The organism is Streptomyces sp. CA-106110, assembly GCF_050936285.1.
Classification (GTDB): domain Bacteria; phylum Actinomycetota; class Actinomycetes; order Streptomycetales; family Streptomycetaceae; genus Streptomyces.
Genome location: NZ_JBNJNB010000001.1, coordinates 11,185,444 through 11,199,629 on the forward strand (window position 1 = coordinate 11,185,444; position 14,186 = coordinate 11,199,629).

General features: G+C 68.4%; 13 protein-coding genes and 2 pseudogenes. 11 read left to right on the forward strand and 4 right to left on the reverse strand.

Going from position 1 to position 14,186, the window contains the following annotated elements; all coding sequences use genetic code 11:
• Nucleotides 1-67 precede the first annotated feature (67 nt).
• Complete coding sequence (locus ACQEXA_RS51560) at nucleotides 68-1,771, forward strand: IS1634 family transposase (protein WP_433129969.1); 1,704 nt, start codon at nucleotides 68-70, stop codon at nucleotides 1,769-1,771.
• Between the two features lie 592 nt (nucleotides 1,772-2,363).
• Here ACQEXA_RS51560 and ACQEXA_RS51565 read toward each other — a convergent pair.
• A complete protein-coding gene (locus ACQEXA_RS51565) occupies nucleotides 2,364-4,427 on the reverse strand; it encodes a SpoIIE family protein phosphatase (protein ID WP_432922737.1) in 2,064 nt (687 codons plus the stop codon).
• 475 nt (nucleotides 4,428-4,902) lie between these two features.
• Nucleotides 4,903-6,300, reverse strand: coding sequence for an IS1380 family transposase (locus ACQEXA_RS51570; RefSeq protein ID WP_433133490.1), 1,398 nt, complete (start codon nucleotides 6,298-6,300; stop codon nucleotides 4,903-4,905).
• A gap of 514 nt (nucleotides 6,301-6,814) precedes the next feature.
• Here ACQEXA_RS51570 and ACQEXA_RS51575 point away from each other — a divergent pair.
• From ACQEXA_RS51575 to ACQEXA_RS51605, 7 genes and pseudogenes are all read left to right on the forward strand, one after another.
• A complete protein-coding gene (locus ACQEXA_RS51575; protein ID WP_432922731.1) occupies nucleotides 6,815-6,961 on the forward strand; it encodes a hypothetical protein in 147 nt (48 codons plus the stop codon).
• A gap of 213 nt (nucleotides 6,962-7,174) precedes the next feature.
• A complete protein-coding gene (locus ACQEXA_RS51580; protein ID WP_432922729.1) occupies nucleotides 7,175-7,393 on the forward strand; it encodes a hypothetical protein in 219 nt (72 codons plus the stop codon).
• Nucleotides 7,386-7,766 (forward strand): DUF6221 family protein, encoded by a 381-nt coding sequence (locus ACQEXA_RS51585; RefSeq protein WP_432922726.1) that lies wholly within the window; start codon nucleotides 7,386-7,388, stop codon nucleotides 7,764-7,766. The genes ACQEXA_RS51580 and ACQEXA_RS51585 overlap by 8 nt, the downstream gene beginning before the upstream one ends.
• Entirely contained in the window at nucleotides 7,763-7,981 is a 219-nt protein-coding gene (locus tag ACQEXA_RS51590; RefSeq protein WP_432922723.1) for a hypothetical protein, read from the forward strand. Before ACQEXA_RS51585 ends, ACQEXA_RS51590 begins: the two co-directional genes overlap by 4 nt.
• 200 nt (nucleotides 7,982-8,181) lie before the next feature.
• On the forward strand, nucleotides 8,182-8,400 hold the full coding sequence (locus tag ACQEXA_RS51595; protein ID WP_432922721.1) for a hypothetical protein: 219 nt from the start codon (nucleotides 8,182-8,184) through the stop codon (nucleotides 8,398-8,400).
• Between the two features lie 370 nt (nucleotides 8,401-8,770).
• A pseudogene (locus ACQEXA_RS51600) lies at nucleotides 8,771-8,932 on the forward strand (IS110 family transposase); the annotation flags it as partial.
• Nucleotides 8,929-9,822: pseudogene (locus ACQEXA_RS51605) on the forward strand (tyrosine-type recombinase/integrase); the annotation flags it as partial. The pseudogenes ACQEXA_RS51600 and ACQEXA_RS51605, both read left to right, overlap by 4 nt.
• A gap of 71 nt (nucleotides 9,823-9,893) precedes the next feature.
• Here the strand turns inward: ACQEXA_RS51605 and ACQEXA_RS51610 are convergent.
• Entirely contained in the window at nucleotides 9,894-10,064 is a 171-nt protein-coding gene (locus ACQEXA_RS51610) for a hypothetical protein (RefSeq protein ID WP_432922718.1), read from the reverse strand.
• A gap of 55 nt (nucleotides 10,065-10,119) precedes the next feature.
• Between ACQEXA_RS51610 and ACQEXA_RS51615 the strand changes: the two genes are divergently transcribed.
• Both ACQEXA_RS51615 and ACQEXA_RS51620 read left to right on the forward strand, forming a co-directional pair.
• Nucleotides 10,120-10,524, forward strand: a complete 405-nt coding sequence (locus tag ACQEXA_RS51615) for a hypothetical protein (RefSeq protein WP_432922716.1) — start codon at nucleotides 10,120-10,122, stop codon at nucleotides 10,522-10,524.
• Between the two features lie 188 nt (nucleotides 10,525-10,712).
• Nucleotides 10,713-11,120, forward strand: coding sequence for a hypothetical protein (locus ACQEXA_RS51620; protein WP_432922713.1), 408 nt, complete (start codon nucleotides 10,713-10,715; stop codon nucleotides 11,118-11,120).
• An 848-nt stretch (nucleotides 11,121-11,968) separates the two neighbouring features.
• Here ACQEXA_RS51620 and ACQEXA_RS51625 read toward each other — a convergent pair.
• A complete protein-coding gene (locus ACQEXA_RS51625) occupies nucleotides 11,969-13,138 on the reverse strand; it encodes a thiolase family protein (protein WP_433133492.1) in 1,170 nt (389 codons plus the stop codon).
• A gap of 291 nt (nucleotides 13,139-13,429) precedes the next feature.
• Here ACQEXA_RS51625 and ACQEXA_RS51630 point away from each other — a divergent pair, with 291 nt between their 5' ends.
• Nucleotides 13,430-13,909 carry a winged helix-turn-helix transcriptional regulator gene (locus tag ACQEXA_RS51630; RefSeq protein WP_433133494.1) on the forward strand — a complete coding sequence of 160 codons (480 nt, stop codon included), beginning with the start codon at nucleotides 13,430-13,432 and terminating at the stop codon, nucleotides 13,907-13,909.
• The last annotated feature ends 277 nt before the right edge of the window (nucleotides 13,910-14,186 follow it).

Consider the following 14,186-nt stretch of genomic DNA (forward strand, 5'->3'; position numbering starts at 1 on the left):
CCCTAGTGACACGATTCGCGTGATCACACTGCGTTGACCTGCGAACAAGTGTGTATCGTCTAGCCACGTGTATGTGCGTACGTCCTCGCGGAGGAACAAGTCCGGGCAAGTGGTGCGGTACCTCCAGCTCGCCCACAACGAGTGGGACCCGGCCGCGGGGGTGTCGCGTACCAAGGTGCTGCACTCCTTCGGCCGCGAGGACGAGATCGACCGCGACGCCATCGAGCGTCTGGTCACCGCGCTGACCCGGCTGCTGGACCCGGCCCGCGCCGCCGCGCTGACCGGCCCGGCCGAACTCGCCTTCACCGAGGCCCGCCCGCTCGGCGGCACCCACGTCCTGGACGGACTGTGGCACCGGCTCGGCCTGGACCAGGTGATGCGCCGCCAGCTAACCGGCCGCCGCCTGGACCCACGCGTGGAGCGGGTGCTGTTCGCACTGGTCGCCAACCGGGCCCTGGACGCCTCCAGCAAGCTCGCCGCCACCGACTGGATCAGCCACGATGTCCACATCGAGGGCCTGCCCGCCATCGACGAACAGTCCTGCTACCGGGCCATGGACTGGCTGCTCCAGATAGAACCGGCCTTGGCCAAGGAGGCGTACTTCCAGGTCACCGACCTGCTCAACCTGGAAGTGGACCTGCTGTTCTTCGACACCACCAGCACCTACTTCGAGACCGAGGACGCCGACGAACCCGTCCCCCGCGACGCCGACGGCCGCCGCCTGCCCGAGGACGCGGACCCCGAACTCATCGACAAGGAACGGGGGTTCCGCGCCTTCGGGAAGTCCAAGGACTCCCGCGACGACCTGCCCCAGGTCGTCGTCGGCATGGCCGTCACCCGCGACGGCATCCCGGTGCGCGTGTGGTCATGGCCCGGTTCGACCGCGGACAGCGACCTGATCCGCCAGGTCAAACGCGACCTGCGCGAGTGGTCCCTCTCCCGCGTCGTGTGGGTCGCCGACCGCGGCTTCACCTCCGCCGCCAACCGCCGCGCGCTCATGCAAGGAGGCGGCGGCTACATCATCGGCGAGAAGCTCCGCTCCGGCTCCGCCGAGGTCAAGGCCGCCCTCGCCCGCCCCGGCCGCTACGCGACCGTCCGCGACAACATGCAGGTCAAGGAAGTCAACATCGGCTCCGACGACCGGTACATCATCTGCTTCAACCCCGATCAGGCCACCCGCGACGCCGCCATCCGCGCCCGCCTGGTCACCCAACTCGAAGAGGCCATCACCGGCACCGACAAGCTGAACGCGGCCGAACGCGCCCACCTGGCCGGGCAGTTGTCCACCAAACCAGGGATGAAGCGGTACCTGCGGACCACCCCCGGCGGCCTCCTGCGCATCGACAAGAAGAAGATCGCCGCAGAGGAGAAGCTCGACGGCAAGTACCTGCTGCGGTCCTCCGACCCAGAACTGTCCACCGAGGACATCGCCCTGGGATACAAGCAGCTTCTTGAGGTGGAACGAGGCTGGAGGGACATGAAGCAACTCCTGGACCTGCGCCCGGTCTACCATCGCCGCGAGGACCGCATCCGCGCCCACGTCCTGCTGTGCTGGCTCGCCCTGTTGCTGATCCGCGTCGCCGAGAACGCCACCGGCCAGACCTGGAACCGTCTGCGCGCCGAACTCCAGCGCCTGCAGGCCGCCACCTTCACCGGACCCGCCGGCACCTACCGCCAGACCTCCGAGCCCACCAAGCCCCAGCGCGACATCCTCACCGCCCTCAACCTCCCCGTGCCCAAGAAGGTCATCGAACTCACCGCAACGCGCTGACCAGCACGAACACCCGCGCCTAGTGACACGCGCCTTCAGCGCGCCCCCACGCGTTCCCGCAGGTCAGGCCGCACTTTCGTGTCCTAGGCACGACCCGTAACTGTCGAACCCGGGGCTCGGACACTTGACGTATCTCCCTTGATCGGCAGATCCGCCGTTAGTTTTACACTCCCGCCAGTCCTGCCCCGGCGCCCGAACCGTCGTAGTGGGACACGGGCCTAGCGGCTCTGAGACCCTGCCGAAGATGGGGGAGGAGCGAGGTGGGGGCCAACGCGTGGCGAGCATTCCTCGGATGTTGCTGTCTAGGCGGGCCGTCATCGGGGTGTGTCGGAAGTGTGTCGCGAATACTGATACGTAACGAAAGAGGGCGGGAGCCAGTGAGACTGACTCCCGCTCTCTGATGTCGGCATTCGCCCTGGTCAGCGCCTGAATTCTGCCGATCTTCGGCGAGTGCCCCCGGCAGGATTCGAACCTGCGCACACGGCTCCCGTGACGTTGAAGGAGGCGTTCGAGTCTCACCCCACCGGCGCAGGAGCCTCGTTGGTCTTCTGTGCTGCCGCACTCGACCTGGCTCACGCGCTGGTTGATTGGCTCAGAGAGCCTGCTCGACCCAGACGGTCTTGCCGTCGGCGGAGTAGCGGACGCCCCAGTCCTGTGCGAGTTGGGCGATGATGAACAAGCCGCGGCCGCCTTCGTCGACCGTCTTGGCGTGGCGCAGTCGCGGCGCGAGAGGATTGCCGTCGTGGACCTCGCAGGTGAGTGTGCGGTCCTTGATGAGCTGCAACCGCAGAGGCGGGGTGCCGTAGCGGACGGCGTTGGTGACCAGTTCGCTGACGATCATTTCGGTCGTGTAGGCGGTTTCCTCATCCACTGCCCAATGAGCGAGTTGGTGTTGGGCGTGGGTCCGCGCCGTGGCGACGGCTTTGGGGTGTTGGTCGACGTCCCACGCTGCGACCCGGTCGGCGGGGAGTGCGTGGGTGCGGGCGAGGAGGAGGATGACGTCGCCGTGGCGGGTGTCGTTCCGCAGTTGGTAGAGCACGTCGTCGCATAGCTCCTGCAGTGGCCGGTCGGGGTGGGCCAGCACCTGTTGGAGGGTGTCCGGGGACGGGGAGGTGTGCAGGAGGGCTGCGGTGTAGAAGGCGAGGACGCTGCCGTCGGCGACGGGGATCGTGGTGGCGGCGAAGGGGGGTCCCTCGGCACCGCCCAGAGGGGGTCCGCTCGGCACGTCAGGGATCTCGGTTTTCCCGTCGGGATGGGCGATGACGGGTGGGGGGTGGCCGGCCAGGGCGATGGTGCAGGTTTGGGCGAGCGGGTCGTAGACCGCGTACACGCAGCTTGCTGTGAGTGGCTGCCGGTGCAGTGGGTCGCCGGGCGGCAGAGCCGCGCGTTCCTGGGCCAGGCTTATGGCGGTGTCGTTGAGGCGTGCCAGGAGCTCGTCGGGTTCCAGGTCGAGTGTGGCCAGGGAGTGGTGGACGGTCCGTAGCTGTCCCAGGGTGGTGGCCGCGTGGATGCCGTGGCCGGCGGCTTCGCCGACCACCAGAGCGGTGCGGGCGCCGGACAGGGCGAAGGTGTCGAACCCGCCGCCTCCGCCTGCCTCGGAGGGCACGTGCAGGTGCGCGGTTTCAACGGTGGTCTGCGACGCAGGGCGGGGAGGCAGCACGTGGCGCTGGATCGTCAAGGCGATGGCGTGCTCGCGGGTGTAGCGGCGGGCGTTGTCGATGCACAGCGCGGTGTGAGCGGCCAGTGCGAGGGCGAGGGTGACATCGTCCTCGTCGTAGACGTCCGCCTGGTCGGTGCGGTACAGGCTCAGCAGCCCCAGCACGGTTCCACGCAGCGTCAGGGGCACGGTGATGAGGCTGTGGGCGCCGGATGTGCGGATCGCCTCGGCGTGCGGCGGGACGGCGGCCAGCCAGGGCGTGTCGGGGCCCAGGGCGACGAGGCGGGGCTTGAGGTCGGTCAGCGTCTGGGCGTACGGCGTCGGGAACGGCAGGGCGCGCACGTCACCCACCGGATGCGCCTGAATCTGCTCCTTGGCGCCGCTGTGGCCGAAGGCGGCTCGGCGCAGCGGTATCTCTCGTGCCAGAGGGCTCGGCGGAGGGTCCTCGCCACGTATCACTGCGTCGACCACTTCCACGACGGCGACGTCGGCGAGGTCCGGCACCACCGCCTGCACCAGTTCCTGGCAGGTTGCCACCACGTCGAGGGTCTGTCCCACGTGCTCGCGCACCGAGCCGAGGACGCGCAGACGCGCGCGTACCTTTTCGCGTTCGGTGACATCGAGCATCTCCGCCAGCACCCCCCAGATCCTTCCCTGCGAGTCCTCCAGGCGAGATGCCGAGACGGAGAACAGGTACTCCGGCCCCGGCGCGATCTTCGGACGCACCCCCACCAGCCGCCCTCGTACGGGAGCGCCGCTCTCCAGCACGCCGTGCAGCATCGCCTCCACCTCACCGGGTGCGGAAAGGTCGTATACGTCGGTGATGTGCCGGCCGATGATCTGTCGCGGGGGCGCTTCGTGCAGCACGGGCCTGATGAGGTGGATTCGTAGGATGCGCAGCTCCGTGTCCAAGATCAGCAGGCCTGTAGGGGACTGGTCGAACAGAGCTTCCAGCACTGCAGCACCCTCGACGGGCGAGATGGCTTCGTTTCGCGCCACGGCAACCACCTCCACTGTCCAGCCTGTGCGCCGCTCCCTCGCTTCGCGAGACGTGTCGGACGTCAGGGCTCTGGGTGGCTAGCCTGCCTGCTCGGCTTGGGTCCTCATCTGAGTGTGTCGGAGGTGTGTCGCGAACACCGAGGCAGGGAGAGGGTCGGGACGCAGTGAGACCGGCTCCCGCCCTCTCGTGTCGGCATCCGCCCTGGGCAGCTACCGAATTCGGTACGTGTTCAGGCGAGTGCCCCGGCAGACCGGCCCGGCCTGAAGCTGCCAGGCGTGATCAATACACCTAGACTGATTCCGTTTGCCGCTTAGCCTTGATCCACCGACGTGGCCTGGAATGGATCTTCTGACCGGTTTTTGAGCGGGTTTCGGGTCGGTGTCTGTGTCTGGGCAGGTGGTATCCGCTGGTCTGCTCAGCTTTTCCACGGTTCGGTTCCGGTCGGGCCCTGGCGGGCGGGGTGGGCAGGGACTGTCAGCCGGGTTCGGGCGGGGCGTGGACGGTGTCGAAGAGGTGTGTCCAGGCGTGCTGCCAGCGCCAGTTGTGCGGGAGGTGCAGGGTGATGCGCCGGGCGGAGCGGGCGAGGCGGGCCGGGACGTGGATCAGGTGGGCGCGGAGGGTGGCGGTGGTGGCCTTGGCGTGGAAGGCGGAGGTCAGTGCGCCGGTGGCCCGCAGGAGGTTGTAGGCCATGGCCCACAGGGTCAGCCAGGCGGCGTTGGCGTGGAAGTGCGCGGACGGCAGGTGGGCCATGGCAGAGGCTTTGCTGTCGGCGATGACCTGCTCGATGACGGCGTGGTGGCGGTGTTCCCGCTCCGCCTGGAGCGTCGGAGCGGGGTTGTCGGTGAAGAACGGGTGGTAGCGCCAGGCGGGGAAGAGCTCGCCCTGCTCGGCGATGGTGGCGGGTTTGGCCAGGTCGCGGACCCGGCGCACGATCAGCCGGGCGGTGACCCGCTCCGTCTTCTTGCGGCTGGCGAACGCGGTGTAGGCGGGTATCTCGGCGACTTCGGCGTCCGAGATGAGTTCCCCCGTCTCGGGGTCGGGCACCGCGGTCGGGTAGGTGATCTGCCGCCATGCCTGGTCGGGGATGGCGAGGATGGCCCGCTTGATGGAGGGGTTCATGCCGGCGGTGATCGAGAAGTGGGCGCCGGCCCGGCGGCAGGCGGCGATCACCCCGGCGTTGTAGAACTGGGAGTCCGCCCGCAGGACGCGCAGGCCGGTGCAGCCGGCCTCCGCGGCGGTAGCCAGGGCCTCACTGACGAACTTCGGGGCGCCGCGGGAGTCGGCTGCCTTGCCACGGCGCATCCGCACCCCGGCGATCACCGGCCGGGACTGTGGAGTGCAGATCGTGGCCAGCAGTGGGTGCAGGGTGCGGATGCCTTTGAACCGGCCGTACTCGGCGCCCTGCTTGGTGCGGCCGTATACGCGTTTGTGGGTGGAGTCGACATCGATGAACGCCATCTGGTCGGCCCCGGGCAGCAGTGGGGTATGCGCGGCCAGCGCACCCAGGAACCTCCTGTGTACGGCGTGGAGTTGGAGGGCATGGCCGTGGGTGAACGCGCGCAGGAAAGTGCCGAGCGTGGAGGGGGCACGAATGCCGCCGAACATGGTCGGCATCGCACCGTGCCGCAGGACGTCGAGGTCGTCGATGCTGTCCGCACCCGCGACCATGCCGGCCACGATGCTGGTGACCTTCGCGTCCGCCGCCGCACCCGCGCCGTTCGTCACCCCGGTCAACTTGACCTTCTCCGTCACCAGTCGCGGCAGACCACACCGCTCGGCCAGCCGCATCACCGGGACCAGCCCGGCATGCGCGATCAGATTCGGATCATCGAACGCAGCGGAGACCGCCGCTGGCGTATGGGAAACTTGCATCTCGGAAGTGCCTTGCTGATTGTGCGTGCTGGAAGCGTGAAGAACTCCCATCATCGCAGGTCACAAGGCACTTCTTCATTTTCCCAAGCGTCATCCACAGGCATCGGTCGGTGGATCGAGGCTTAGTACGCACCACCTCTCTGGCAGTGCCCGCCAGCAAGCCCGCCGCGAGCAGCCCGATCAGGATCGAACCCTGTCGGATTCCGTCGGCGTCGCGTCCGTCGAGGTAGGCGATGTGGCGGACCTCGGTGGGGCCGGGCCGCGCGATGACGCTGCCCAGATAGCTGCAACACCCGGGGTGTTTCAGCCTTCGGCCCCGGACACCCGGACACTGGGTTTTCGAGGCGTCCGGTCCATCTGCGCAGGTCAACACTGTAACCGTGCAGCCCACGGACACCGCGGGCAAGACCGCCACGTCGTACGTCCCAACGCCTCGCTGCGGTGCGTCCTGAGGAGCCTGCGCACCATCGAGCAGCCCTCGCAAGACAGCGCGCCGCACGACGCCGACCGGCTCGTGCTGATCCTCGACGAGCCGCTGCGCCAGGCGCTCGCCGTGCTCCGCGCCACCCGAGGGCAGCCGGACACCGAAGCCGCGAACGTCCGAGTGGCGCGCGCCGCGATCCGCGTCGTCGCCGACACGATCCTCGAGGAACAGCAGTGAGCGCACCGCTTCAGGTCCGGCCGGCCGGCTTTCCGCCTGTCGGGTTCAGCGCTGCTCCGGCTGTGCGTGTCTGGGCGGCGTGGTGCGGCCCTTGCGCTAGGGAGGGCCTGCCTTGCTGATAGGCCGGTCCTCGAGGCTCGACCGCGCCGGGTGCGAGATCTGCCTGGCGGCCGGGTTCGCGCACATGTCCGATCACTAGAAGGGAGGCCGACTGTGATCCAGTCTGGCGACCGAATCGACGTCGTGCTCGACGTCTTTGTCGAGGACGACGCGTACAAGGTGGTCATGTCCGGCGTGCTCAGGCCCGGCCAGCCCGTGCCGAGCCTCCCTGTGGGGGCGACCCGCAACATCGTTCAGACGTGGCTGGACGTGCGCCACAGCGTGAGCGCCTTCGCTATCCAGCGCACGGGAGAGGAAGAGATCCATGGCTGACGAACTGGTGACATTTCTACGCGACCGGCTCGACGAGAACGACGAGACCGCCCGCAAGGCCACCGTCCGCCGCAGGGGTGGAGAAGCCTGGTCGTACGACCCACCCGCCGTGCGCGCGCAGAGCGGCATGGTCATCGCCGAGCGCATCGTGCCGGTCCTTGGCGAGCACATCGCCGGCCACGACCCGGCCCGCACTCTCGCCGAAGTGGAAGCCAAGCGGCGGATCATCCGGGCCCACGACAAATGGTGCCAGGGCGAGTGCGAGGCCAAGTACCCAGACGGTGGCTTCGACGCCGCGTACTACTGGTCGATCAAGTCGCTCGCCGCCGCATACGGCGACCACCCCGCCTACCGAGAAGAATGGAGACCATGACCGCTGAGCGTGTCCGTGTCCTTGTCCTGCTGTTGTTCGGCGACCAGGCCGAGATCGTCGCCGACGTCCCGCCCGGGGAGCAGGCCGAGCCGGAGCGCTACCCGGCCACCGAGATCGCCGACGCCATCGGCATCCAAGTCCATGATCTGCCGGGCGTGCGGCTGACCGCCGAGGTCGGCGAGGACGGCCGGCTGTCCGGCTGGCGGTTCGCCTGACCAACTGACAGGCACATCACTCGAAAGCGGTCGGCGCACCCGGAGCTACCTGGCCAGGCGCGCCTCGCGTGTCACAGTGCATCTATTGCACCCCTCAGGCCCGCCTCGCCGCTCCCTCCCTCATGGGGCGAGGCGGGCCACGTGCCGCAGACGGGCTTTCCGGACATGCGCGCCAGCGTGGGAGCAGTGAGGCTGGTGGAATGGCCGAACCTCGTGTCATCGTGTCCCCGCCCGACGAGACAGGCGGTCGGCGTATCCAGATCGACGATCAGACTCTCGGCACCGCGCACAGCCTGCACGACTTGAGCGTGTTCCTGGACCGCGTCGGCATCGAGGGCTGGGATGAGGTGGATGTGGCCGAGTCGCTCCTGATCGAGTGGCACGGCGGAGGCCCCGAGGTGTGGCCAGCGAGACCGTGAGAGAAGGCTCAGGCGCCCCGCCGCGTCTGGGCGCCGAGCCGGCCTTCGCGCGCGGTCGTTGGCCCGGGGCCGGACCCAGACTTCGATCCTTGGTGGACGGAGTACTGGAAGCGGGAACGGCCGTGACCATGCTCGCATGTGAAGCTGCGCGGTCTGGTACTTCCCCGACAGGCTGGACGCTGCGTAGCGTCGCCGCATGACCAGCGGAGAACGACAACGGGGTCGTGATGGCTCTTCCAAGCGCGCTGAGCTCACCAGCGGTGACCACAGCGGTTCAGCGGGAAGCGGTCCGGGGAAACGGTGCGGTCGAAAGACCGCAGTCGCGCCCCGGGCCGACTTCACTACTACCCTGCTGGCCGAGGACCTGAACGTGATCCTGGTCAACGCCCGGCAGGTCAAGAACGTGCCCGGCCGCAAGACCGACGTCTCCGACGCCGCCTGGCTGGCCCAGCTGGGCGCCCACGGGTTGGTCAGAGCGTCGTTCGTACCCGACCAGCCTGTGCGTGAGCTGCGGGATCTGACCCGGGCCCGCTCGCTGACCTGGCGGAGCCCGCCACGGCCCGGGCCGCGCTCGACTCGCTAAAACTCAAGCTCGACGGGACCGCGGCGGCTGCGGAGACGGTCCGGCGTAAGCGCCGGACCCTCGTCAACGCTGCGAATTACGCCGTCGACCTGGCGGAGTTGCGTGAGAATCCGATCACGGCGGTTCGCTGGCACAAGCCCAAGGTCTCGAACCAGGTCGATCCGCGTGTTGTCGCCAACCCGGAGCAGGCCCGTAATCTCCTGGCGGCAGTGTCCTACGTGGGTGGCCACCGGCGTGCTCGCGGCCGGCGTCTCGTCGGGCTGTTCGCGGCGATGTACTTCGGTGGCCTCCGGCCTGCTGAGGCGGTCGGCCTGGTCGAGACTGACCTCGTCCTCCCCGAGCAAGGTTGGGGATCAGCGCTGCTCCGCCGGACCCGCCCGTCGGTCGGCAAGCAGGGGACCGACTCGGGGGAGACTCACGACGACCGCGGGCTCAAGAACCGGCCGACCGAGGACGTCCGGCGAGTGCCCGTCCCGCCCCACCTCGTCTCCGTGCTCCGCGAGCACCTCGCCATCTTCGGGACGGCGGACGATGGGCGGCTCTTCTTCAGCGAGAAGGGTTCAGTCGTCCCGTCCTCGACCTACTACCGCGTGTGGCAGGAGGTTCGGCTTCTGGCGCTCCCGCCGGCCGTCGCGGCCTCGCCGCTCGCGAGTAGGCCGTACGATCTTCGGCACTCGGCGCTGTCGACGTGGCTCAACGCGGGTGTCGATCCGCCCGAGGTAGCGGAGCGCCCTGGCAACAGCGTGGAGGTCCTGCTGACCCGCTATGCGAAGTGCCTCGACGGGCGCCAAGAGGTCGTCAACCGTCGCATTGAGGACCTGCTCCGTGAGTACGAGTGAGATCCACTGCCTGTGCCCGAGGCCCCCGGAATCCGCGAGGATCGTCCGGGGGCCCTTGTCGTTCCCGGGAGCTACTCGGGAGGAATGCAGCTGCTTCCCGGAATCGCGACCAGGTCGCGCACGAGGGTGGTGGGATGGCGCGTCGGCCCGCGGTGCTCCAGCGGCGGAACCGCTGACTGGATACGCCCGTCCTCGTAGTCGATGACCTCACAAGAGATTCCCGTCGAGACAGGGTCGGGCACGTCTTCGGATCGTGGTTGTGCGCTTGGCTGTCTGCTGGTCCTCGTTGGTGCAGTTGTGGGGTTCTACGTCGCGCGCGAGGTGACGGGCGTCCTGGTGCAGTCGTGGTCCACCTGCATCGGGATGTCGCCGGAACTGACGGTGGAGGGGGCACCCGACTGGTCTCGGGTATCGCTCATCGGCAGTGGGGGTCTCTACATGCTCGCCTACGGTGCCTGCTTGCCGCTGGGGTTTTTGGCGGTGCGCTGGCTACCGCGTCCCCACGGCCGCGGATGGCGTGTGGCGACAGGCTTGCTGCTCGCGCTGGTGCTTCTCACCGCTGTCGCCTTCATCGACCTGACGGAGAACGCTGCCGCCAAGGACGGCTTCTACAGCGCGCAGCTCTGTCCGGCCGGCCGCCCGTCGTGGTGGCCCGACTGGTGGCCACTGCACTTCGACGGCGTTCCTGCGTCACCGGGGTGACGTGCCCAGGGCTGTCCTGTTCGCAGCTGTCTGGCGTGGCCGGTTTGGAAGTTGAGGCTGATCAGATGACCTGCGGATCTGGCAGGGTCGGTCGGGTTCGATCACGGGGGTGACCTCTGGCTTGTCATCCTTCTTCGGCCGATATCGTTCCGTCGCCTTCTTCCCTTCCCCTCCGCAGAGGAGCGCCGATGCGCAGCGTTGCTTGCATCGCCCTCGGTCTGGTCCTGATCGTCGAGGCCATCTGGCTGTTTGTTCTGCTCGCCGGGATCACTGTTATCGCTGTGGCCTTCCCCCGCGAACCTGACCGCCCCGGCCCTACGTGGATGACCTATGTCTCCTTCACCCTCGCCCTGCTCTGGGTTGTCGCATGCTTTTGGGGCGCTTACCAGGCCTTCGCCCGTGCTTACCGTCGGCCGACCGCGACCTGGTCCCGGGACTTCCTTTTCCTCGCCCTCTGCCACCTCGCCGCCACCGTCCCGACCGCAACCGACGGCCTCCCACTCGTGGCCCTCGCCGAACTTGCGTTCGTGCCTCTTCTCCTCCTGGTTGCCCGACCCTCGCGCTCCCGCGCCTCGACGCCTACCAGCATCCGGTAGGTCCGGAACACCGGGGCGCTGTGGACCGACCGTCCAGCGACGTCCTGGCTTTCAGAGGCTCACCTGCGGTAATGCCCCAAGATCCCGTCCACAGCTCGTCCACGGACCCCGACATACGGCCGCTGCGGGCGGCATACGGCTGCACAAACACGAAGACCCCGGCCTCAGCGTTTCCGCTGGTGACGGGGTCTTGGGCACCTCATACAGGGTGCCCCCGGCAGGATTCGAACCTGCGCACACGGCTCCGGAGGGGATGCCATAGGGCATTGAGAAGTAGCCCCTGACCTGCTGTTTGTGCGCTATAGGTTCCGTTCCCCCCGAATCTCTATCGCATACCGTGCGTGAAGGCGGGCCGGACGTGTGGCGGGAGTGACGAAGCCGCCGGCGAGCAGCGGTAGCGAGATCCGATCCCGAGTTACCCGCTTTGCAGGTTTGTCCGTGCTGATCAGAACGTGATCCGGACGTGTTCGCCGGCGTTCAGTCCCGTACAGACGTTGAGTCTGGAGGGGCGGAGTGAACGGCCCCGGACAGCTGCGCACAGCGACGAACCAGACGGAAACTGAGACGGCCGACCCCGGCTCGCGTCGCACGTGAGCGACGGTTCAACGATGCCTCAACCACCATGAGGCCGCGGTGATGATGGCCGCTCCGGCTGTGCAGAGACGTCCCAGATGATCAGGCCCTTCGCATCGGCCTGATTCACCCAACGCGCACCTGCTGTGATCCGGCAGATGCCCAACCGCATGAAGTCACCGCACGCGCACCCTGGCCGTCCCCCACGGGCACCCGTCGATCCCTGGACAGGTACCTCATCGGTCCGCCGGACGTGCACGCACTCGGACACTCCGTCAGACTGCCTCCAGCACCATCGCGTTGGCGAGTCCGCCCGCCTCGCACATCGTCTGCAGGGCGTAGCGGGCGCCGCGATCGCGCATCGCGTGAACCAGGGTGGTCGTCAGGCGGGTGCCGCTCGCGCCGAGGGGGTGACCGATGGCGATCGCGCCGCCGTGCACGTTGACCTTGGCGAGGTCGGCGCCGGTCTCCTGCTCCCAGGCTAGGACCACGCTGGAGAAGGCCTCGTTGACCTCGAACAGGTCGATGTCGTCGAGCCGCAGGTTCGCCCTACGTAGCACCTTCTCGGTCGCCGGTATGACGCCGGTGAGCATCAGCAGCGGGTCGGAGCCGGTGACGGCGAAGCTGTGCAGGCGGGCGAGGGGGCGCAATCCGAGGCGGGCCGCGGTCTCGCTGGAGGTGATCAGGACGGCCGAGGCGCCGTCGTTGATGGGGCTGGCGTTGCCCGCGGTGACGTTCCACTCGATCTGCGGGAAGCGCTCGCCGAGGCCGGGGTCGTAGTAGGCGGGCTTGAGGCCGGCCAGGATCTCGGGGGTGCTGCCGGGTCGTACGCACTCGTCGCGGGTGACGCCCTCCAGGGGCACGGTCTCGGCATCGAACAGGCCGGCGTCCCAGGCGGCGGCCGCCTTGTGGTGCGAGGAGACGGCGAAGGCGTCCATCCGCTGGCGCGTGATGGACCACTTGGCGGCGATGAGTTCGGCGCTGATGCCCTGCCGGACAAGGCCCTCCGGGTAGCGCTCGGCGACTCCGGGGCCGAGGGGGTCCTTGCCGACGGGCACGTTCGACCCCATCGGCACCCGGCTCATCGACTCGACGCCACAGGCGACGACCAGGTCGTACGCGCCCGAGATGACACCTTGCGCGGCGAAGTGCACCGCTTGCTGGGATGAGCCGCACTGGCGGTCAACCGTGGTCGCCGGGACCGTCTCGGGGAAGCGCGCCGACAGCACGGCGTGCCGGGTGGTGTTCCTGGCCTGCTCGCCGACCTGGCTGACGGTGCCGCCGATGACGTCGTCGATGAGGGCGGGATCGACGCCGGAGCGCTCGACGAGGGTGCGCAGGGTGTGGGCGAGGAGCTCCACGGGATGGACGTGCGCGAGGGCGCCGTTCGGCTTGCCCTTGCCTATGGGCGTGCGTACGGCTTCGACGATGACTGCGTCACGCATGGTGCGGGCCTCCTTGGCCGCCGGGGCGACGACAGGGCCGCCCGGAACGATTACCGGTGAGTAGGAAGGGAAAGCGGTCGGGACGCGTCCGTCAGAGCCTGCGCATCCGCCTCGGGCTTCTTCGACGCTGCGGCCGCTGTCTGGCACGAGCCGCCGCCACGGCTGAGGTGCACACCGAACGCCGACGTCGCCAGACCAGGGTGCTTTGAAAATCCAAGCATCGTGGACATGGCGCCAGCCAAGCACAGGGTGATTTGGAAATCAAACCCCGCCCGGGGTGATACTGGGGCCGTGACCAAGCGCATCGATCCCCGGGACATGGCTGGACGCCCCTGCTCGCTCGCCGCTGCCCTGCAGATCGTCGGCGACCGATGGGCCCTGCCGGCGATCCGCGAGGTCATGCTCGGCAACCACCGGTTCCGGCAGATCGCCAGGAACACCGGCGCCCCCACGGACCGCCTGGCCGCGCGCCTGAAGGCGCTGGTCGAGAGCGGCGTCCTCGAACGGCGCCCGCTGCCGGACGACGCACGCCACAGCGGCTACTACCTGACGGAGGCGGGGCGCGATCTGGGGGCCATCACCCGCGAGCTCATCGGCTGGGGCGACCGCTGGGTCGTCACCGCGCCGCCCAGCCGGATCCGTCACCGGGACCATGAACTCGTCACCCACACGGTCTGCGAGACCTGCGGCGAGCAGGTCCACGGCGAGGACATCCACCGAGACGAGCTGATCCCCGGCTGGGACCCGTCCGGCCCGGTGCAAGCCCCGTAGACCGTGCGATGGTCGTCGATCCCGCCCCGGAACGAGCGTGTGACCTCGGCGCGGTCGTCGGCCCGGAAAGTCTCGCGGATCCGGAGCGCAATCAAAGTTGGGCTTGCAAATGGGCTCTGAGCAGCAGGTTCCTTGATCGCGGGAGGTGTGCGGTGCCCTCCTGTATGGCAGATAGTGCGTATCGAACAGGGGGCGGAACCGTAATGGGGCCACGGCGCGCCCTCGTGAAGACAGAGCAGATCGGAAGTCGCCTCCGGCTCCTGCGCCTATTGAGAGG

Coding starts and splice junctions, on each gene's coding strand:
- ACQEXA_RS51570 (WP_433133490.1), bottom strand. CDS start 6,300: ATGCAAGTTTCCCATACGCCAGCGGCGGTCTCCGCTGCGTTCGATGAT.
- ACQEXA_RS51585 (WP_432922726.1), top strand. CDS start 7,386: ATGGCTGACGAACTGGTGACATTTCTACGCGACCGGCTCGACGAGAAC.
- ACQEXA_RS51590 (WP_432922723.1), top strand. CDS start 7,763: ATGACCGCTGAGCGTGTCCGTGTCCTTGTCCTGCTGTTGTTCGGCGAC.
- ACQEXA_RS51595 (WP_432922721.1), top strand. CDS start 8,182: ATGGCCGAACCTCGTGTCATCGTGTCCCCGCCCGACGAGACAGGCGGT.
- ACQEXA_RS51620 (WP_432922713.1), top strand. CDS start 10,713: ATGCGCAGCGTTGCTTGCATCGCCCTCGGTCTGGTCCTGATCGTCGAG.
- ACQEXA_RS51625 (WP_433133492.1), bottom strand. CDS start 13,138: ATGCGTGACGCAGTCATCGTCGAAGCCGTACGCACGCCCATAGGCAAG.